Origin of the sequence: Pseudomonas viridiflava (assembly GCF_001642795.1) — a bacterium.
In the GTDB taxonomy this organism is placed as follows: Bacteria; Pseudomonadota; Gammaproteobacteria; order Pseudomonadales; family Pseudomonadaceae; genus Aquipseudomonas; species Aquipseudomonas viridiflava.
In genome coordinates this window covers 432,741-453,916 of sequence record NZ_LKEH01000047.1, presented here as the reverse complement: position 1 = coordinate 453,916, position 21,176 = coordinate 432,741, and the positions used below count along the sequence as shown (strand labels likewise).

The window sequence follows — 21,176 nt, the reverse complement described above, 5'->3', positions numbered from 1 at the left end:
CATGCCGATTGCCCCCCGAATCAGCGCCAGGACTCAGCCTTCACCCACGTCGCGATCTGCGGTGTTCTTACCATCGCGTTAGAAAAGCGCATCAGTGCTGCTGCCTCACTGGATGGCCAGATGACTTGTGTATAACGATGAGCGCAGAGTGGGAACGATCATCAAAAAGGATCCGGCGGCACGTCACCATCGGTGCTGGTGTCGATACTCACCACCACAGACATGCCCGGCCGCAGTCGATCAAGCATCGGTTGATCGTCATCGACCACGATACGCACCGGTATACGCTGGGAGATCTTCACGAAGTTGCCCGTCGCGTTGTCGGCGGGCAGCAGGCTGAACTCGGACCCGGTGGCAGGTGATATACGCTGCACGCGACCATGCATCGCCTGGTTATCCAATGCATCGACGGTGAAGCTCACGGATTGGCCCAGACGCACGTCAGCCATCTGGGTTTCTTTCATGTTGGCGATGATCCAGCGCCGTTCCGGCACCAGCGCCATCAACTGCGCGCCGGAATTGACATAGGCCCCAAGACGCACGCCGATCTGCCCCAGTTGACCGTCACGGGGTGCCACGATGCGGGTGTTGTCCAGGTCGATACGTGCCAGTTGAATCGCCGCCTCGGCGTTGGCGACCGAAGCCTCCAGTGAACCCCGGTTGACGATCACCGTTTGCAGGTCCTCGCGGGCAATCTGCAAGGTCGCCTTGGCTTCGGCCACTGCGGCGCTTGCCTGGGCATCGGCGGCACGGGTCACGTCCAGCTCGCTTTTCGATACCGAACCATCAGTCACCAGTGCCTGATTGCGGCGCAGGTCGGCGGAGCTCTTGCGGCTCTGGGCGATGGTGTTCTGCAACTGGGCCTGACGCTGAACAATGGTCGCCTCGGCGCTGCGCCGCTGTTGCAGGTTGTTGGCCAGCGAGGCCTTCTGCACGTCCAACTGGGCCAGCGCCTGATCCAGACGCTGCTTGTAAATGCGATCATCCAACCTCACCAGCAGGTCGCCCGTCTTGACGAACTGGAAGTCCTGCACCGGCACCTCGTACACGTAGCCGCTCAGTTGCGGGCTGATCAACGTGGTCTGGCCCCGCACCTGCGCATTTTCGGTGCTCTGGATCGGGCTGGTGAACGGAGGCAATTGCCACGCATAGAGGACGATCAGCACACCGGCCAGCGCGACGGCGCCAAACAGCACTGAGGAGATGATGCGCTTGCGTCGCGAACTCGGGCGGCTGGTAACCGGTGACTTCAGCGGCGCAGGCGCCGGTCCGTCAGTACGCTTCACGGTTTCGCCACTCGCAGCAGCGCTGCGCTCGGCGTCTGGGTTGGGGTTCGGAGTGTTGGGTTCGGTCATGAAGGTTGTGCGCCGGTCGGTGATACGGAAGGCGGAGCAGCTGGTGCAACAGGGGCCAGCGCCTGAGGTTGAGTGGTCATTTTCAGCCAGATGACCCGGAACGAAATCCAGACCATGGTCAGTACTGCAATCAACGCGATCAACATGAACACGTCGTTGTACGCCAGCACGTTGGCCTCGCGGGTGGCCGCCGTGGCCATCGCGCGGATGCCCTGAACGTTGCGTTGCGACGGGTCGGCGATCACCGAACCGTAACTGGCGCCGTAGCTTTGCAGCCGTGACTGCACCAAGGGGTTGATCAACGTCAGGTGCTCGACGATGTGGCTGGAGTGAAACTTCTCGCGCACGATCTGGAACGTGCCCAAGGCAGCAGACCCGATCAGGCCGCCAATGTTCTGCGTGATCCCGAACAGCACTGAAAAACTGATCATGTTGCGGGGATTGGCAAGCACGCCGCTGATGCCCAGCACCAGCGTCGGCCCTAGAAAGAACGTACCGCCGAAGGCCAGCAGGAACTGACTGAGGTACATGTTCGACTGGCGGGTAAGGTTAGTCGAATGGCTGTCCATCCACGCCCCGACCGCCATCATCGCCAGCGAGATCAGCAACGGCTTTATCAGGTGCGCCGGATTGATGGTCAGGGCACTGACCACCAGCCCCGCGACACTGCCCAGCAGCATCACCAGATAAAGCGTGTGCAGTTGCTGACTGCCCATGTTCAGGGCCTGAAGAAAGCCGACTGCACCCACCGATTGCTCCGACAGCACGATGCGAAACAGGATCACTGCCAGCCCCAGTCGCAGAATCGAGCCGCTGCCCAGCCAGCGAGTGATCAGCAACGGGTTGCTGCGATTGTGTTCAATGGCAAGGCCCGCGCAGATCAGTGCGATGGACGCTGCCGACGCAATGCCGATCCACGGCGCTTCCAGCCACCACTCGATGCGACCGAGCGACAACACGGCACAGAGCAATGCGAACCCCGGCGCGAGCAGGCCGAAGGTCAGAAAGTCGAGTTTTTCGAACGCCTTGAAACGATCTCCTGGCGGCAGTTTGAGCATCAATACGCAACCCAGCGACAGCATTGCCATGCCCAGTTCGAACAGGTACAAACCGCGCCATTGGGCAATCTGCAGCAGGTCCTCGGAAACCAGACGCGCCAGCGGTGTGGCCAACTGCGCGGTGCCCAGGCCGAGCACCAGCGCTTTCAAGCGCCATTTCTGCGGGAAGGCCTGGATCATGTAATACAGGCCCAGCGTGCTGAGCGCTGCACCGACCATCCCGTGGGCTGCCCGCACCGCGATGGCCGAATCAATGTCGTTGACGAACAGGTGCGCGAGTGTCACCAGCGCATACAGCACCAGAAACAGCTCGGTGAAGGCACGCAGACCGAACTGCTGCCGAAACTTCACCAGCAGCAGGTTCATCGACACGTTGGTCATGATGTAGGCGGCCGGCAGCCAGGCGATGTCCTGAGAAGTCGCGCCCAATGCGCCCTGCAGATAAGGCAGGTTGGCGATGACCAGTGCATTGCCCAGGCCGCCGGTCAGCGCCACGATCACGCCAACCAGTGCGAACGCCCAGCGCCTTGCGTTGGAGTGCAGGGGCGTCGACGGCGAACCCGGCATGGTCGGACGTTCATGGGGCGCCCATTCGCGTGGGGCGTATTTATCGCTCAAGAGAAATCGTTCATGGCAGGTCGTTCATGGAAATCATTCGTTGAAGGGCTTGAGGAATTCCATGTGTGACAGTCACAGCAGCCAGAATACTCATGAGCGCCAGGACGATTCATGCGGCAGGCAAATGGAGTAAAGCTCATAGCGTCGAAAAGGAGCGCAAATGATGGCAATTTGAAACTTGGGGCTATGCTTAAACGCAGTTTTGCTTTGCACATTTGCACTGCTACGATCGGCTGCGACGCCGGGAACGTACAAGAAGAAAGCGCAAACGAACAAGGAGTTCAGAATGAGTTCACAGGCTTCATCCGCCCTGCCGGTCAGACGGTCCGCCAATCGGGGGGCGATTCTGGTCGAAGTACGCAATCACATTGGTCACCTGACACTCAATCGTCCTGCAGGTCTGAACGCTCTGGATCTGGAGATGGTGCGCACGCTCAGGCAACAGCTCGACGCCTGGGCCGATGACGAGGGCGTCTATGCCGTCGTGCTGCGCGGAGCGGGCGGCAAGGCGTTCTGTGCGGGCGGCGATATTCGCTCGCTGTACGAGAGCCACCGCAACGGACTGGATTTGCACCAAATATTCTTCGCCGAAGAATACGCGCTGGACCTGACGATTCATGGCTATCGCAAGCCGGTCATGGCACTGATGGACGGTCTGGTACTGGGCGGTGGCATGGGGCTGGTTCAGGGTGCGGATCTGCGCGTGGTCACCGAACGCACTCGACTGGGCATGCCGGAAGTGGCAATCGGCTATTTTCCCGATGTGGGCGGCAGCTACTTTCTGTCCCGCCTGCCGGGCGAGATTGGCACCTGGCTCGGCGTCACCGGCAGCCAGATCGGGGCGGCCGACGCGCTGTACTGCGGTCTGGCCAACTGGTCGATGAACAGCGAAATGCTGCCGCGCCTCGATCACATGCTCGATCACCTGAAATGGAAATCGACCCCGCTCAAGGACCTGCAGGGCGCCATGGCCAAACTGGGCACCCAGCGCCTGCCCTACCCGCCTCTGGAACTGCTGCGCCCTGCCATCGACCACTTTTTCGGTCTGCCGGATATCCCGAGCATTCTTGAGCAATTGCAGGAAGTGACCATCGCCGACACTCGCCAATGGGCGCTGGACACGGTCAAACGCATGCAAGGCCACTCGCCGCTGGCGATGGCCGTGACCCTGGAACTGCTGAACCGGGGACGCCACCTTTCCCTGCACGCCTGTTTCGCCATGGAGCTGCATCTGGACCGCCAGTGGTTCGAGCGCGGCGACCTGATCGAAGGCATACGTGCCCTCATCATCGATAAAGACAAGAAGCCGCGATGGAAACACGACCGTGTGCAGGACGTCAGTGCAGCGCACGTCGAAAGTTTCTTCAGCGGCCAGGAGACCTGAGTCATGCACGACCTGGAATTGACCGAAGAACAGATCATGATTCGCGACATGGCGCGCGACTTCGCCCGCAATGAAATCGCCCCGCACGCCCAGGCCTGGGAAAAGGCCGGCTGGATCGACGATGCGCTGGTCGGCAAGCTCGGCGAGCTAGGCCTGCTGGGCATGGTGGTGCCCGAGCAATGGGGCGGCACTTATATTGATTACGTGGCCTATGCGCTGGCTGTCGAAGAAATTTCTGCAGCCGACGCGGCCACCGGCACCCTGATGAGCGTTCACAGCTCGGTAGGCTGCGGGCCGATTCTCAACTACGGCACCGACGCGCAGAAACACACCTGGCTGGAAAAGCTCGCCACCGGCCAGGCCATCGGCTGTTTCTGCCTGACCGAACCCCACGCAGGTTCCGAAGCGCACAACCTGCGCACCCGTGCCGAGTTGCAGGGCGATGAGTGGGTCATCAATGGTGCCAAGCAATTCGTGAGCAACGGCAAGCGGGCCAAACTGGCCATCGTGTTTGCCGTGACCGATCCCGAGCTGGGCAAGAAAGGCCTGTCGGCCTTCCTGGTGCCCACCGACAATCCCTGTTTCGTGGTGGATCGCAGCGAACACAAGATGGGCATCCGCGCCTCGGATACCTGCGCGGTTACGCTCAATAACTGCCGTATTCCGGCCTCCAGCCTGCTCGGCGAACGCGGTAAAGGGCTCGCCATTGCGCTCTCGAACCTGGAAGGCGGACGCATCGGCATAGCCGCGCAGGCCCTGGGCATCGCCCGCGCTGCGTTCGAAGCCGCTCTGGCCTACGCCCGCGAGCGCGTGCAGTTCGACAAGCCGATCATTGAGCACCAGAGCATCGCCAACCTGCTGGCCGACATGCACACCCGCATCAACGCCACCCGCCTGTTGATCCTGCACGCGGCCCGACTGCGCAGTGCCGGTCAGCCCTGCCTGTCAGAAGCATCGCAGGCCAAGCTGTTCGCCTCGGAAATGGCCGAGTGGGTCTGTTCCAAGGCCATACAGATTCATGGTGGCTATGGTTATCTTGAGGACTACCCGGTCGAGCGTTATTACCGGGACGCACGCATCACCCAGATCTACGAGGGATCGAGCGAGATCCAGCGCCTGCTGATCGCCAGGGAATTGCGCCACTATCTGGTCTGAAGCAAGGGTCTGAGCTGTACGGGTTGAATGAACCGAAATGGCGGCTCTGATGAACATCATCAGAGCCGCCCGCTTAACGAGCGAACCGCTCCCTGCCGAGCAAGGTCACCAGCAACGTCAGTGAATCGGCATTGCTGAGCATGATGTCCGTACGCTTATCGACATTGGCGTAGAAAACATCGCGCGCTTCATCCAGTGTCTTTTTGCCCGTGATGTGCAGGATCGTCTTCTTGCCATCGCCATCGGCGCGCTTCAGATCCCGCCATAGCCCGTCTTCCAGCTGCTTGAACAGTTGGCTGCGATCCGTCTGATAGGACAGGACCTTTTGCTGCAGGGCTATCTGCTGATTGCGAATGCGCAACCGGTAACCTGCCGTGTCTTCCAGCAGATCGGCAAAGGGCGCCTGAGAGTCAACGTAAGCGATGTCTTCGGTCTTGAGCACCTGATGAGACAGCTCGTGAATCAGAATGGCTGCTCGATAATGGGCGCCAAAGTGGAAACTGCCTGAACGCATCGCCTTCATCTTGAACCGGTAGGCAGGAAGCCGGAAGAACTGCTCGGTCAGGAAAATCCTTTTTTGCGGATCCGCTTCGAAAACGAACGCACTGCAATCCTCACGGCCCACCCTGTTGACGCCAACCACGAAGCGCGGCGAGTCGATGGGCGACAGCGTCGGATCCATGAGCGCGTTGTACAGTTTTGTCACCGACTGCCTGACCACGTCATACGTCCGGGCATCAGGCGAACCGGTTCCGAAAAACTCTCCGACGATTTTCTGCGCACGCGAGTCCACCGAGCTTTCCGGCAGTCTGAGGCGCAGATTGTCCAGACAGTTTTCCAGATAGCGTTGCGCCTGTGCATGCCCCTCCTCGATGGCCAGAGCCATTCCCCGGAAGGTACGGCGAATCTCCAGCATGCCGCTCGAGTCCACCGCCAGTGCTTCATCAATGCTGATATCGAGCTGGCTGTTCTTGAGACGCGTGACGATACCGCCGCCGCCCTTGAGGCCCATCTGCAGATCCAGCCTCCAGCGCTGATCCTTGTCCAGTACCACTGGCGGGCCAGCCACGTCCTTTGAGGCAATGAACCAGCCATCCCGGTCGGAGCGCAACTCATAGGCGTTACCGTCGATAGCGGCATACTTCTTCCCGCTGACCGGATCGTTGTAGGTGTTGAACAGCTCATCCTTGTGCAGGGATTCAAGCGCGACATCGTGAACCTCGAACTGACGCAACCGGGTGCGGATCTGCTGGGTCAGGGAATTATTCGACCAGGAAAACTCGGGAAACGGTGGCACTTCTCCAGGTTCTTCCTCCTCAGCCTCGGGTTCTAGGTGCGCAGACTGATCGCCTGCGTCATCATCCAAATTCGATGTACCGTCTATCTGCACGTTCAACCCCGACGAGATCAGCATGCACAGGGCTGCCATGAATTCCGCCACGGCCTGGCCCCAGTGTTGCTCCCCGGCCGAAGCGGCCGATCTGCTCAACAGGCTCTGCCCCTGCAACACCCCGACCAGCGCCCCCAGCCGACCCGGCAACAGCGCCATGACCTGTTCGGCAGCCAGTCCGAACAGGTATCGCGTTGCTGTGCTTCGCAACTCATCGCTGGTCACTGTCTGTTGCTGCACTTGAAGCGTCAGAGATTGCAGCGTGCCCTCGAACAGCAGGTCAAGCGCATTACCTTTGTAGGGTCGCACCTGCAGCGTCACCGGTTGCGGACGCTCCAGAGGCAGATCAAAGGAAGACTCGACACTGAACGGCAGATGCGGCTCCATAAAACCGCCGTTGTCAAAAATCTTGCGTTGGTCCGGCTCGATGCGATCAAGGATGAATGCCTGGAAGCTCTCGGAGGTGCGGATGTCATTTAACAGCCCGTCACGATTGGCGTACTCCCGAAATACAAAATCTCCGTTCAGCGGGGCGTAAAGCACCCATGGACCCGGTGTGGTACTTGAAGGCTCGGCAGGTCCGATAATGTACGTATTGATGACCGTGGTCGGCGCCCACCCCTCAGTGGCCGGCAGCAGACAGAGAGGACTGATCATCACCTCGCGCCCCATGGCAGGCAGACGGGCAAGACCATCAGGCATGTTCAGAACGTGGTTGATAAAGACGAATGCGTCTTCAGACAGCTCCTTCCTCAAGGTCGATGTAAAAGCACTGAGCAGCCCTGTCGCCGGCATCTGTTCGGAGAACAGTTTTTTCCGGGTGAGGTACTCGGGGTCACTCTCGACCAGCTTCGATCCCAGTAAACGCCGATAACCTTTCGCAACATCCAGCGAGTCTGCCATGTCACGGACATAGGCCGCCGTGAGGGACGGATCGAGCGTCTTTCCATTGTTAGCCGCAAGCGTAAGAACCCCATCCTGCCGGGACATGAATCGGTTCACGGCATATTCAACAAGACTTTCGCTGACCCGCTCGGTCGCGGCCGGCAGTGCGTTGATCTGGCCGGGCGGCACCGGTGCAGGAATGTAATGTGTCAGGGTGACCGTAATATCGCCAGGCTCGATGGCCTGCTCTGGAAAATCATGCATCAGCCTGAGAATCAGTTGTCGGCGGGAATACTCGTAAAGGCTGGGGATGCCGAACAGAAAATCCTTCTGCGCGACGCAGGTCACGTAGAAACGCTGGAGGATATCGATAAGAACGACTTGCCCCTGCGTCGAGGCATCGCTGATCCACTGGGGCACGATGGTCTGGTAGACAACCGACTGAATGATGACACCCAGATGGTTCAGGGCATGGCGATTGGTGTCGTCACGCTCTACCGAATTCAGAAGGTGGCTGAACACAGTCGGGGTCAATTGTCGCTCGACGGCCTGCTGGTAAAAGCTGGTGATCGTACGTTGCTGACGTTCGATCTCCTGCCCCTGCAGCGCTTCGATGAAGTGTCCGCTGATGAGCTGCAGATCGATCCTGACATCAGGCGCACTCGTACCATTCAAGTACTCAAGCATTGCCTGCCTGTCCGGCTCCGATAACAGCCCTCTCAATCCGGTGATGGGTAAGGATGTCATCTCCAGCGCGATCTGTGCCTTCAACGCCTCCGGGGAATCAAAACTTCTGAGTCCATGAGTCGGCGACCAGCTGGCCGGATGGTCGCCTTGCTGCGGTTTGCACAACACGAACATATTGGGAAGCGTGATGCGACGCTCGGGACTGCCGTACCGGGCAGACACGGTATAAGCCTCGACTCGCGCCTGACCCAGTTCCTGCCTCAACGCAGGCAGTGGCCTGTTGAGGACCTGTTCCAGACTGTCCAGCGCCGGTCCGGAGACCTTGCCAAGACGTCTCTGCATGGTCAGCTCAAGGCGCAGGCCGTACTCCCGGACGAGCCTCATCACTGCACCGGGTTTTACATACGTATTCAGATAGCGCGTCTGATGCGTATAGAACTCGTCAATCTGACGTTCATAACGCGAGGCAAAATCGGCCAGCACGCAATTGACCATCTCCTCGATTATCGTCACAGGCAGGCTCTGAGCCAGCGACCGGGGCGATGGAGGACGCTCGCCACCCACGACGAGCGCACCGGTCAATGCCCCGCTTGAGTGCCCGCAGGCCCTTCCGAGCGCCCAGGAAAGCAAGGGCATCGAATCCTCATCACTGGAAAGGGAGGCCACGCGAAGTTCGCGTGAATCCAGATCGGCATCACCCACAAGGGCCAGATAAAAGTTGAGTGCGCTGCGCATGCAGCCGTCCACGCCGGGGTGCAGCAGTGACACCTCTCGGAACAGCAACTCCATTTTTTCCAGTTTGCCAGCCCAGGTGCCCACAGATTCGAAACTGACATCGTGCACAACAGCAGTGCTGGTTTGCCAGATACGCTCGAACGCACTCTCACCCGAGCGCCAGCGACCCGGGCCGTGCAGCCCCGTCAAACGGACGTCCAGCAGAACCCTGATATCCAGAGCATCATCGACCCGGACCGGTGTTCTCGCATGTCCCAGCGTCGCCAACCCCAGGGTGTACCGGAGACTGCGCTTCTGCAGGGCAATGATCAGGTCCAGACAATGGGGAAAAAGCGCGGCCGTTATGGCTTCCGAATGCAATTCGACCTGACCGGGCGCCTCAATCAGCGGCTGATCGTTCAAGGACGAAAAAAGCAGCAGATCCGAACGCCCCTGACCATCGGAAAGGTACGCCTGGACCTGATTCGAATCGGCAAAATGCCTGAAACCTCTCAGAAAGGAGTAAAGGTAAACGCCACTCGGCTCCCCCTGCTCGAAATCGATCATGAACAGTCCGGTCAGCTTGACCGGCTCGTTGCTGCCAACGACGACCGACAGCCGTCGAAGCCTGATCGATTCGGACTGCGGCGACGTACCGCACGACGGTATCAGGCAGCGCAAACGACGAAATTCGGCGGTGCTCAACGAGCCATTGCTGCGACTCGACAGCAGATGCTGACGAAAGGATTCCGTCAGCGCCTGAACGCAAACGTCGCGAACGGCCTGGCCATCGCTTCGCGTAGATGCCCAGAAATCCGTCAGCGATTGCTCATACGTTCCGACCGCATTTTTGATAGTCTGCGAAATGGCATTCGTGCAGCGTTGCACCTGCCCATCGGACAACATCCGCCCACGCGCATCCAGATACTGGCGTTTCAGGCCGGTCGGCAGCGTGCGGGAAACATATTCATCCAGCACGACTTCATCCAGACGCTGGACCCCGACGATGCTCATTGAGTTGGCCGTATCCACCAGTTGCACAGGATGGGAGACGACATCGACATGGAATTCGGGGCTCAGCGCCTGCAACCTTGCACTGAGCCCCTGCCCCAGCACGCGCTGCAAATCGGGCAGCGCATGCAACTGTCCGGACAGGCTCTCGAGGTGCGCGGCCTGCTGAATCATGATCAGGCGTGCTTGCGTCTCGAACAGTGGGGTCTGCACATGCTCGGCGTCGATTTCAACCGACTCGAAATCGAGCTCCGGGAATCGCTTCTTCAACGCGGCAAGAAGCGACACGCGACTGTCGAACGACTCGATACCCAACAGCAGCGTACTCAGGAAAACCGGAGCATCGGAATCGACAGGATCACTGATCAACAGCGCACCGGCCAGTTCGGCCAGCTGCACTCTGGTGCCGCTGAGGACCAGTTTATCGACTCTGGGCAACGCCGAATCAGGCAATGTCGGGCCTTCGGTGTCTGCCAGTCTCGTTAGCCAATCGCGTTGCGCAGCGGTGATTCGGGAAGCGTCAGCCGCTTCCTTTACATCGCTTGCGAACTGCGACCTGAGTGATTCACTGAAAAAATAGGGAGGTGACGCCGGCATGTACTGTTTCCTTGAAATCATGCCCTGCGCAAGCTGTTCGACAGCGTGCACAGGGACAAAAGGAAACAGCTTATTGATTGCAGCCGAAGAACTGCGTTACATAAGACAATTCGTCAGCCCGCCTGAGCGGGGACCAATCAGCGCACGGCACTCAAGCCTTGTGGTTCTTTTCGACCCAGGCGGCGAACGCGTTGATGAAGCTCTGCAGGAAAGGTCGTGTCTTTTCGGACAGCGTACCGGCCTCATCGAAAAATGTGCCGGCATTGCCCAGATAGGCTTCCGGCTGCTGCAGACAAGGCACATCCAGAAATACCAGCGACTGGCGCAGGTGATGGTTTGCAGCAAAGCCGCCGATCGCGCCGGGGGACGCACTGATGACCGCACCCGGCTTACCGCTGAACGCACTTTTGCCGTAAGGGCGCGAGCCAACATCAATGGCATTTTTAAGAGCACCTGGCACCGAGCGGTTGTACTCGGGCGTCACGAAAAGAAACCCGTCAGCGGCCGCGAGTTGCTCGCGAAACGCGGTGTAGGCAGGCGGAACAGATTCGCCATCGATGTCTTCGTTGTATAGCGGCAGATCGCCAATTTCGACGATATTCAGCTTTAAACTCGCAGGGGCCAGCTCCGCCAGAGCAAGGGCGATCTTACGGTTGATGGACGCTTTGCGTAGACTGCCGACCAATACGGCGATGGAATGAATCTGGCTCATGGAAATATCCGTCATCTGATTCATGAAAGGGTAAGGTATAGATCACGCAAGGGGTTTAGACGAACCGAAGGCGCTTTCATTCCCTGCCCCGGCAGAAACAAGCGCCGACTATTTTTTTGCAGGCGGCAAACTCCCCTATAAATCAGTGGTCTACACCCCTCGATGAATTCGTAAACCAGCAGTTATATTCAGTTTCAGAGGTTTCAAAGCAAATGGCTTCAGTTCTCGTCGGACAATTTCATGCCAGAGATGCGGAAGGTCGCGTTTATCCGGTGCATGAATTTCATGAATCGCAGCCCGATGAGGCTCAGGGTCAGCCTGTGATCACTTATCGCCTGGCTATCGGCGACCGGGTCAAGCATCTGGGTGGGGACGATTTCGAACTGGTGCAGTCCGGCGTGAAGATGACCCGCCTGCCGAAGTAAACCCCAACAATCAGGCCCTGTTCATGCGCGAATCAGGGCTGGGGAAAGATCAGATACCAGAAGATCGCCGATTCGCGGGTCTGCGGATCGATACCCCTGTAGCGCATGTGGTCCACACCGCCAACCACGAATCCACACTGCTCATATAGCTTGCAGGCCGCCAGATTGTTGTTCTGGGTTTCCAGCATGATGCCGGGAAGGTTGCGCTTGCGACTCCAGAACTGGGCGACGTCCAGCAGTGACCGCGCGACACCATGACGTCGCGCCGACTCGTCGACGGCCAACTCATCGATATAGGCATACCCGCTCCAGTGGGTCCTGAGCACCATGTGCCCGACTGCCCGCCCATCCAGCCACGCAACCAGCACCGAGCTGCCGGCAGAATCCCGGTAATCACAGAACTCCTGTGAGTCGATGCCGTAATTCTTGCGGTAAGGCTCTACCGGCTCCACCTGCCAGGACTCGACGCTTTCCCCGACCTTCGGCGTTGCGTAACCGCGAACGGTAAACGTGAATTCGCTGTTGAGGATGTAATCCTCGAAGCATTCGTCCGCGACGCGGATACTCAGAGCAGGGTTTGCCACAGTCATGTCACCACTTTGCCGGTTGCTGTCAGGATGAAACCTGCGCCTGGGCCTCCAGCAGTTGCACCCACAGCGCAGGCGCGCCGGATGCCTTGGCGATCGTAGACATACGCACTTCATGCTCGGCCAGTTCACTTTCGCTGGCATGAATGATTCTGCAAGGGGTGCGATCGGCAGGCAGGCGGCGGATCTCACTGCCACGATTGCTCGACCCACCATCCGAACCATTGCCATCGGACGCATTGCCCGCCAGCGACAGACTAGTCTGTCCGCCGGTCATTGCCAGATAAACGTCAGCCAGAATCTCGGAGTCGAGCAAGGCGCCGTGCAGTTCACGACCCGAGTTGTCGACGCCGTAACGCTTGCAGAGTGCATCGAGGCTGTTGCGCTGCCCCGGATGCCGCTCGCGGGCCATCATCAGGGTGTCGAGCACCGTACAGTGCTGGGTGATGTCGGTCTTGTCGTGAGCGCCCATCAACGCAAATTCGTTGTTGATGAAGCCAACGTCGAACGCCGCGTTGTGGATGATCAGCTGAGCGCCCTTGATGAACTCGAAGAATTCATCGGCGACTTCGGCAAAGCGCGGCTTGCCGACCAGAAATTCGTTGGTGATACCGTGCACGCCGATGGCGCCTTCATCGCTCTCGCGATCAGGTTGCAGGTAAACGTGAAAATGCCGCCCGGTCAGGCGACGGCCGATCAGCTCGACGCAACCGATCTCGATGATGCGGTGCCCGTCGGTCACCGGCATACCGGTGGTTTCGGTGTCGAGTACGATCGATCTGTTGTCTGTGTTTTGCAATGCCATGAACTGATGCCTCGTTTGCAGGCCGCGATATTAGCATGTTGCAGCCCTTGCCAGCCTGTTCCCCTGCCTCACCCTGCGGCAGACAGGACGATGTCAGTCTAGCCGTGCTTGATGCCACGCACCTCGTCGACGCCACGGTTGGCCAACTGGTCGGCACGTTCGTTGCCGGGATGGCCGATATGACCGCGTACCCATTGCCATTTCACGGTGTGTCGGCTGACCTGTTCGTCCAGTTGCTGCCAGAGATCGGCATTCTTGACCGGTTCCTTGGCTGCGGTTTTCCAGCCGCGTTTCTTCCAGTTGACCATCCACTCGGTGATGCCTTTCATCACGTATTGCGAGTCGGTGACCAGCGTGACTTCGCAGGGACGCTTGAGCTCTTCGAGGCCGCGGATGGCGCCGGTCAGTTCCATGCGGTTGTTGGTGGTGTTGGCTTCGCCGCCCCACAGCTCTTTTTCGACGCCCTTGCAGACCAGCAGTGCGCCCCAGCCGCCGGGGCCGGGGTTGCCTTTGCAGGCGCCGTCAGTGAAGAGTTCTACGCTATCGCTCATTACAACCTTTCCAGAATGATGGGCTTCATGGCGGGCGTGGGCAGGTCTGGACTCAGGAGTCCTGAGTGGTGCGGCTGACCTTGGCCATGGGCAGCGGAATCAGCTTGCCCATCGGTTCGCGACGCACCTGGCGCAATGGCCTGAGGCCCACTACAAGCTTGCGTGCGACCAAAAGATAGAAGCCGCCGCCGGGGCTCTGTCGCCCTTCGCCAAGGTTTTCCAGCCCTAGAAGCCGTGCCTGCCACGCCGCCGAAGCAAGGGGCGGACGATAGCATCCGAAGCGGCGTTTCTCCAGCGCGAAGCCCAGCAGGTTGAGCCAGTCGGCAACGCGTGAAGGCGAGATGCAACGGGCCTTGCGCAAAGCATCGCGGGCAAAAACATGGCGTACGCCCCAGGCGCTCCAGGGATTGATGCCAATGATCAGCAAGTGCCCGCCCGGCCGCACGCTGCTGGCAGCTTCACGCAGCAGGCCATGGGGCGACAGGCAGAAATCCAGACCATGTTGCAGCACCACCACATCGGCGGCGTGCTCGCTCAACGGCCAGGCCTGTTCTTCACAGACGATTTCGACCCCCGGCAATGGCGCGCCGAGCCGCACATTGCGCTGCACCTGATGCGCCACCGGCGGGGTTTCGGCCGACGGCCCGTAATGCACAAGGTAGCCGCCAAAGTAGCGGCCGAGTTCCTCTTCCAGAACCCGGCGCTCCTCTTCGAGCAGAAGCTGGCCCAGCGGGCCGGACAGCCATTGGCGAGCGGCGCTGATCAGGGCAAGCCACTCAGGATCAGCCTGAGCGAACGCTTCATCGGTCATGAGTTCTCCTCCAGAGGTGCTCGCATACAACGGCAACAGACTCTAAGATGCACGATTGTTCCCTGCGATGCGAACTGCGCCATGATACAGATCCATGCCCTTCCCGCTTTCAATGACAACTACATCTGGTTGTTACAAGACCTTTCGGCCAAACGCTGCGCCGTGGTCGATCCGGGAGACGCAGCCCCGGTGCTGGCCTGGCTGAACGATCACCCGGATCATCAGCTCACCGATATCCTGATCACGCATCATCACAACGATCACGTAGGCGGTGTCGCGCAGATCAAGCAAATGACGAACGCCAGAGTGCTGGGGCCGCAGGCGGAGACCATCCCTGCGCGCGACGTTGCGCTTGTCGACCATGACGTCATTACAGTGCTGGGTCTGGACTTCACCGTTCACGCGGTTCCGGGACATACCCTCGGCCATATAGCCTTCTACCACGATGACGCCACCCGGCCGCTGCTGTTCTGCGGCGACACCCTGTTTGCAGCAGGCTGCGGCAGGCTGTTCGAAGGCACACCGGAGCAGATGCATACATCGCTCGGCCGACTGGCCGCCCTGCCGGACACCACCCTGATCTACTGCGCCCACGAGTACACGCTGAGCAACCTCAAGTTCGCTCAGGCCGTCGAGCCCGCCAACAAGGATATCGCCGAGCGTCTTGCCGAGGTCATTCAGTTGCGTGAGGAAAATCGTATCACCCTGCCTTCCAATCTGGCGCTTGAACGACGCACCAACCCCTTCCTGCGTACCCATGAAACATCCGTTAAAGAAAAAGCGGACGAACGGGCCGGCGTGGAAAACACCTCGCAGAGTGCGGTCTTTGCCCGCTTGAGGGCATGGAAAGACAAGTTCTGAAGCGACCGCCAAATCGCAATAAAATTCTGAAAGGTTGACCAGCGGCAGCACGCTTTCTAGAATCGCCCGACATTTTCGTCTGGATATACCCCCCGAACAATGTCGTCATCTATTAGCAAGCCTGTAAATTCGGACGCATTGACTCGGTTGGCCCAGGCCGTGGCTGTAGCAGCGAGTGCGCTTCTGGTCGGCTGTCAGAGCACAGCCCACGTAGATTCTTCCAGCTCATACCGCGCGCCGAATCTGGCCACCGGCATCAAGCAAAAACCCATCTTTCTGACCAACAAGACCGCCACCCCGCAGGCACCGCCTCAGGATGTCTGGGAGCGTATGCGTCAGGGTTTCCAGTTGCAGCAGGGTAACGATCAGAACCCTCGCATCGATCAGCAACGCCTCTGGTTCGCCAACAACCCTTCCTTTCTGGAAAACGCTGGCGAGCGCGGCAGTCTTTACATGCATTACATCGTCGAGCGTCTGGAAGAGCGAAACATGCCGCTCGAACTGGCCCTGCTTCCCGTGATCGAAAGCGCCTACAACCCGATGGCCGTCTCGCGCAGCCAGGCCGTAGGCCTCTGGCAGTTCATCCCGTCGACGGGGCGCTACTTCAATCTGCGTCAGACCAATTTCTACGACGGACGCCGCGACATTCAGGCGTCGACCGTTGCCGCACTGGATTACCTGACACGTCTGCACGACATGTTCAACGGTGACTGGCTGCTGGCGCTCGCGGCCTACAACGCCGGAGAAGGCACGGTCAGCCGCGCCATCGAACGTAACGACAAGCTCAACCTGCCGACTGACTACTGGAACCTGCCGCTGCCGCAGGAAACCCGTGATTACGTGCCCAAGTTGCTGGCGCTGTCACAGGTGGTGCTGTCGCCGGAAGCCTATGGCGTCAATCTGAACCCGATTGCCAACGAACCCTACTTCGAAGTCGTCGAGCTCAACAAGCGCGTCGATCTGTCCAAGGTGGCGAGCGCCGCCGATATCGACGAAGACGAGCTTATCCAGCTCAACCCTGCTTTCAAGAAGCGCCTGACCATCGACGGCCCCCAGCATCTGCTGGTGCCGACGTCCAAGGCGCAGCTGTTGACCGCCAGCCTGTCGACCATGAAGCAGGAAGAGCTGGTCGCCTGGCAGCCTTACCGCGTTCGCCGTGGCGACACGCTTGAAAGCCTCGCAAGCCGTTATCAGGTCACCGTAAGCTCGATCAAGAGCAACAACAAGCTGGCAGGCAATCGCCTGAAAGCTGGCCAGTCGTTGAGCATTCCGGTCAAGCCGGGCCTGAACACCTCGCAGCCGGTGTTCGAAGCACTGGCCAGCAATGAAAAGCCTGCTCGCAGCCGCACCTACAAAGTGAGGAACGGCGACAACCTGACCACCATCGCACAGGCCAACAAGGTCGATGTGGAGGATTTGCAGCGCTGGAACAAGTTGTCCGGCCACAAGCTCAAGATCGGTCAGACTCTGGTGATGCAGGACAACAGCAAAACCAGCAAAATCAGCAGCAAGGCCGTTGCCAGCGCCAGCAGCAAGGATGGCGAAAAGAAATCCATGCAGTACAAGATCCAGAAAGGTGACTCGATGTATCTGGTCGCCAAGCGCTTCAACGTCGAGATGCAACATCTCAAGCGCTGGAACCCGCGTACCGGCCAGGCCCTCAAGCCCGGCCAGACCCTCACGGTCTATCTGCCACACTGATGAACTGCTCCGGATCATGCCGATGCCCTGCATCGGCATGATCCAGGAAAGCCTCCGTATTACCGCCCGAAATTGACCTGAACACCTGCACTCTGTTGTTCTCCAGTCATGCGCCCTTCTCCAGTCTTTTTCCTGTCGGGACAAGCTGTTACTGTTAGCGACCCGAAAGCCCAAGTCGCCTGGATCGTGATACGTCCCTTCCTGCTAATCGTCAGTCTGGCCTTGAGCTTCTGCGCCAATGCAGCCATTACCGAAAGTCACGGTTATGCGCAGTTTGGCGTCCTCAAGTACCCGGCAAGCTTCACTCACTTCGACTGGGTCAATCCCGAGGCGCCGAAGGGTGGCACCCTGAAAATGATGGCCTTCGGCACGTTCGACACGCTCAACCCCTACACCTTCAAAGGCACCAGCCCGGTATCGACAGGCAATTTCCTGCAATACGGCGTCAACGAGCTCAACGAGACGTTGATGGTCGGCACCGGGCAGTACGATCCTTCCGGCGATGAGCCGACCTCCAGCTACGGCCTGATCGCCCAGTCTGTCGAATACAGCGAAGACCGCAGTTGGGTGGTGTTCAACATCCGCCCTCAGGCGCGCTTTCACGATGGCAAGCCGATCACTGCCTACGACGTGGCGTTCTCGTACCGCACGCTGCTCAAGGACGGTCACCCTCAATACCGCACCGCCCTGCAGGAAGTGCAGCGCGTCGACATTCTCGACCGGCACCGCATCCGCTTCGTGTTCAAACGGGCCGGTAATCCGCTGCTGATCCTGCGTCTGGGTGAACTGCCGGTACTGCCGCAGCATTACTGGAAGGACCGGGACTTCAAGGCCACTACCTTCGAGCCGCCACTGGGCAGCGGCCCCTATCGCATCACTCGTGTGCAACCGGGGCGCCAGTTGATCTTCGAACGGGTCAAGGATTACTGGGGCAAGGACCTGCCGGTCAACCGCGGCAAGTACAACTTTGACCGCGTTGAAGTGGAGTTCTACCGCGACAACGACGTGGCCTTCGAAGCATTCAAGGGCGGCGAGTTCGATATCTATATCGAGCATCAGGCGAAAAACTGGGCCAACGGCTACAACTTTCCGGCGGTTGCCAACGGGGACGTGATCAAGGCGCAGATACCGCACCGGATCCCGACCCAGACCCAGGGGTTGTTCATGAACACCCGCCGCGCGGCGTTCGCCGATGTCCGGGTTCGCGAAGCACTGGGGCTGCTGTTCAACTTCGAATGGACCAACCGGACGCTGTTCAGCGATGCCTATGCACGTTCGACCAGCTACTACCCGAACAGTGAGTTTTCCGCGACCGGAGTGCCAACAGGTGGCGAGTGGCTGGCACTGGCGCCCTATCGGGAGCAACTGCCGCCCAGCCTCTTTACTCAACCGTTCATGCCCTCGAAAACCGATGGTGGTGGAATCCCGCGCGAAACACTGCGCAAGGCGCTGGGTCTGCTGGGCAGCGCAGGCTGGAAGCTTACCGACAGGGGCCTGCTCAACGCCGACAACCAGCCGCTGCGTTTCGAAATCCTGCTGGTCAACCCCAGCCTGGAACGCATTCTGCTGCCCTACATCGAAGACCTGCGCCGCCTGGGCATCAATGCGGGCCTGCGCACCGTGGACCGCGCACAGTACAAGCAGCGCCTGGATCGCTTCGACTTCGACATGATCCTCATGACCCTGCAGCAGACGCTCAGCCCAGGCCTGGAGCAGTGGCAGTACTTTCATTCGAGCCAGGCGTCCATCCACGGCAGCAAGAACTACGCAGGTGTCGCCAATCCGGTGGTCGACGGCCTTCTGAACAAACTGCTGGCTGCCCAGACCCGCGATGAGCAGGTGGCCACCGCCCGCGCGCTGGATCGCGTCCTGCTGTCCCAGCACTACAGCATTCCGAACTGGTACCTGAACAATCATCGTCTTGCGTATCGCAATCGATTCGCCATGGTCACCACCCCGCCCTACACCCTGGGGCTGCGTGCGTGGTGGCTCAAGTCTCTGGAGAAGCCCCGATGAACCCTTTGCATTCCCTGCGCCTGCGAACAGCCGCGCTGCTGTTGGCAAGCCTGGCCTGCTCGGTACAGGCTGCACCTCAGCACGCCGTGACGCTGTACGACGAAGCGCCCAAATATCCGGCCGACTTCAAGCACTTCGACTATGTGAACCCGGATGCCCCGAAAGGTGGCACGCTCCGCCAAGCCGGTTTCGGCGGGTTTGACAGCCTGAACCCGTTCATCAACAAGGGGGTGCCTGCAGATGATATCGGTCTGATCTACGACACTCTGGCCCGCGCCAGCCTTGACGAGCCGTTCAGTGAATACGGACTGATCGCTGGCAAGATCGAGAAGGCTCCCGACAACAGCTGGGTGCGTTTCTATCTGCGTCCCGAGGCACGCTTCCACGACGGTCACCCTGTCCGTGCCGAAGACGTGGAGTTCAGCTTCAAGACACTGATGGAGCATGGCTCGCCCATGTACAAAGGCTACTACGCCGATGTCGACCAGGTCGTCGTTGAAGACCCGCTGCGCGTACTGTTCAAGTTCAAGCACAAGGGCAGCCGCGAGATGCCACTGATCCTTGGACAACTGCCGGTATTGCCCAAGCATTTCTGGGCCACACGGGATTTCAGCAAGGGCAATCTGGATTTCCCGCTGGGCAGCGGGCCCTATAAGGTCGTCGATGTAAAAGCCGGGCGTTCAGTGCGCTACGAGCGAGTCAAGGACTACTGGGCCAAGGACCTGCCGATAAACAAGGGCTTTTACAACTTCGACGTGTTGACCACCGATTACTATCGCGACAACACCGTGGCGCTGGAAGCGGGTAAAGCCGGCCAATTCGATTACTGGATAGAAACCAGCGCCAAGAACTGGGCCACGGCGTACAACACACCTGCGGTCAAGGCTGGACGACTCATCCAGGAAGAACTTCCGAACGGCAACCCGACCGGCATGCAGGGCTTCGTGCTCAACCTGCGCAAACCGGTGTTTCAGGACGCTCGCGTGCGCGAGGCATTGACGCTGTTGCTGGATTTCGAATGGACCAACAAGCAATTGTTCAACGGCTCCTACAGCCGCACGAAGAGCTATTTCGACAATTCGGAAATGGCCTCCAGCGGCCTGCCCTCCCCTGAAGAGCTCAAGATTCTGGAGCCATTGCGCGGCAAGATTCCGGACCGGGTGTTCACCGAAGCGTTCACGCTGCCGGTCACCGATGGCAGCGGCATGATCCGTCCGCAGCAGCGTCGCGCCTTTCAACTGCTGCAGGAAGCTGGCTGGAAAATCGTTGATGACAAGATGGTCGACACTCAGGGTAACCCGGTCAAACTGGAGTTCCTGATCGCACAGACCGAGTTCGAACGCATTCTGCTGCCCTACAAACGCAACCTGAGCGATCTAGGTATCGAACTGGTGATCCGCCGCGCCGACGTGTCGCAATACATCAACCGCCTGCGTTCACGTGACTACGACATGATCGTCAGCAGCTTTCCGCAGTCCAGTTCACCCGGTAACGAGCAGCGGGTGTACTTCGACTCGTCCAGCGCTGACAACCCTGGCAGCCGAAATGTCATAGGCCTCAAGGATCCGGCAATCGACACTCTGGTAAGCGGTCTGATCAACGCCGATTCCAGACAAAGCCTGATCACTTACACCAAGGCGCTGGACAGAGTATTGCTGTGGGGGTTCTACGTTGTGCCCAACTGGCACATCAAGACCTGGCGCGTCGCCTACTGGAATCACCTTGACCACCCGAAAGCCAAAGCCTTGTCGGATATCGGCCTGATGACGTGGTGGGCCAAGCCGGATGCACAACCGGCAGTTCCAGCCTCATCCCCCCCTGACCAGACCGCCCCCGCGAGCACGGAGCAATAA

15 protein-coding genes are annotated in these 21,176 nt (G+C 59.4%); 7 read left to right on the top strand and 8 right to left on the bottom strand.

What is annotated here, in order from left to right:
- Positions 1-161 precede the first annotated feature (161 nt).
- Together AO065_RS25035 and AO065_RS25030 are read right to left on the bottom strand one after the other, a co-directional pair.
- Complete coding sequence (locus tag AO065_RS25035; RefSeq protein WP_004883941.1) at positions 162-1,355, bottom strand: HlyD family secretion protein; 1,194 nt, start codon at positions 1,353-1,355, stop codon at positions 162-164.
- On the bottom strand, positions 1,352-3,031 hold the full coding sequence (locus AO065_RS25030; protein WP_032651593.1) for an MFS transporter: 1,680 nt from the start codon (positions 3,029-3,031) through the stop codon (positions 1,352-1,354). The genes AO065_RS25035 and AO065_RS25030 overlap by 4 nt, the downstream gene beginning before the upstream one ends.
- Before the next feature lie 286 nt (positions 3,032-3,317).
- Between AO065_RS25030 and AO065_RS25025 the strand changes: the two genes are divergently transcribed.
- Together AO065_RS25025 and AO065_RS25020 are read left to right on the top strand one after the other, a co-directional pair.
- Positions 3,318-4,415, top strand: coding sequence for an enoyl-CoA hydratase/isomerase family protein (locus tag AO065_RS25025; protein WP_004883938.1), 1,098 nt, complete (start codon positions 3,318-3,320; stop codon positions 4,413-4,415).
- A 3-nt stretch (positions 4,416-4,418) separates the two neighbouring features.
- Positions 4,419-5,570 carry an acyl-CoA dehydrogenase family protein gene (locus tag AO065_RS25020; RefSeq protein ID WP_004883935.1) on the top strand — a complete coding sequence of 384 codons (1,152 nt, stop codon included), beginning with the start codon at positions 4,419-4,421 and terminating at the stop codon, positions 5,568-5,570.
- Positions 5,571-5,643: 73 nt separating this feature from the next.
- Here the strand turns inward: AO065_RS25020 and AO065_RS25015 are convergent, their stop codons facing one another.
- Both AO065_RS25015 and AO065_RS25010 read right to left on the bottom strand, forming a co-directional pair.
- The gene (locus AO065_RS25015; RefSeq protein WP_004883934.1) at positions 5,644-10,854 is read right to left on the bottom strand and encodes a dermonecrotic toxin domain-containing protein; all 5,211 of its coding nucleotides are present in this window, start codon (positions 10,852-10,854) and stop codon (positions 5,644-5,646) included.
- A 151-nt stretch (positions 10,855-11,005) separates the two neighbouring features.
- Positions 11,006-11,566 (bottom strand): NADPH-dependent FMN reductase, encoded by a 561-nt coding sequence (locus AO065_RS25010; protein WP_004883933.1) that lies wholly within the window; start codon positions 11,564-11,566, stop codon positions 11,006-11,008.
- A gap of 212 nt (positions 11,567-11,778) precedes the next feature.
- On the opposite strand from AO065_RS25010, the gene AO065_RS25005 reads away from it, so the two are divergent.
- Positions 11,779-11,991 (top strand): hypothetical protein, encoded by a 213-nt coding sequence (locus tag AO065_RS25005; RefSeq protein ID WP_004883932.1) that lies wholly within the window; start codon positions 11,779-11,781, stop codon positions 11,989-11,991.
- A gap of 32 nt (positions 11,992-12,023) precedes the next feature.
- Here the strand turns inward: AO065_RS25005 and AO065_RS25000 are convergent, their stop codons facing one another.
- From AO065_RS25000 to AO065_RS24985, 4 genes are all read right to left on the bottom strand, one after another.
- Positions 12,024-12,581: a GNAT family N-acetyltransferase gene (locus tag AO065_RS25000; protein ID WP_004883930.1), complete on the bottom strand. Its 558-nt coding sequence runs from the start codon at positions 12,579-12,581 to the stop codon at positions 12,024-12,026.
- Between the two features lie 22 nt (positions 12,582-12,603).
- Positions 12,604-13,383, bottom strand: coding sequence for a DNA polymerase III subunit epsilon (gene dnaQ, locus AO065_RS24995; protein ID WP_004883929.1), 780 nt, complete (start codon positions 13,381-13,383; stop codon positions 12,604-12,606).
- Between the two features lie 98 nt (positions 13,384-13,481).
- Complete coding sequence (gene rnhA / locus AO065_RS24990; RefSeq protein ID WP_004883928.1) at positions 13,482-13,934, bottom strand: ribonuclease HI; 453 nt, start codon at positions 13,932-13,934, stop codon at positions 13,482-13,484.
- Positions 13,935-13,986: 52 nt separating this feature from the next.
- Positions 13,987-14,745, bottom strand: coding sequence for a methyltransferase domain-containing protein (locus AO065_RS24985; RefSeq protein WP_004883925.1), 759 nt, complete (start codon positions 14,743-14,745; stop codon positions 13,987-13,989).
- A gap of 81 nt (positions 14,746-14,826) precedes the next feature.
- Between AO065_RS24985 and gloB the strand changes: the two genes are divergently transcribed.
- The 4 genes from gloB to AO065_RS24965 all read left to right on the top strand — a co-directional run bounded on the left by gloB (position 14,827) and on the right by AO065_RS24965 (position 21,176).
- On the top strand, positions 14,827-15,606 hold the full coding sequence (gene gloB / locus AO065_RS24980; protein ID WP_004883924.1) for a hydroxyacylglutathione hydrolase: 780 nt from the start codon (positions 14,827-14,829) through the stop codon (positions 15,604-15,606).
- 99 nt (positions 15,607-15,705) lie between these two features.
- Positions 15,706-17,307, top strand: a complete 1,602-nt coding sequence (locus AO065_RS24975; protein WP_004883921.1) for a LysM peptidoglycan-binding domain-containing protein — start codon at positions 15,706-15,708, stop codon at positions 17,305-17,307.
- Positions 17,308-17,493: 186 nt separating this feature from the next.
- On the top strand, positions 17,494-19,323 hold the full coding sequence (locus tag AO065_RS24970; RefSeq protein ID WP_004883920.1) for an extracellular solute-binding protein: 1,830 nt from the start codon (positions 17,494-17,496) through the stop codon (positions 19,321-19,323).
- Complete coding sequence (locus AO065_RS24965; RefSeq protein ID WP_004883917.1) at positions 19,320-21,176, top strand: extracellular solute-binding protein; 1,857 nt, start codon at positions 19,320-19,322, stop codon at positions 21,174-21,176. Before AO065_RS24970 ends, AO065_RS24965 begins: the two co-directional genes overlap by 4 nt.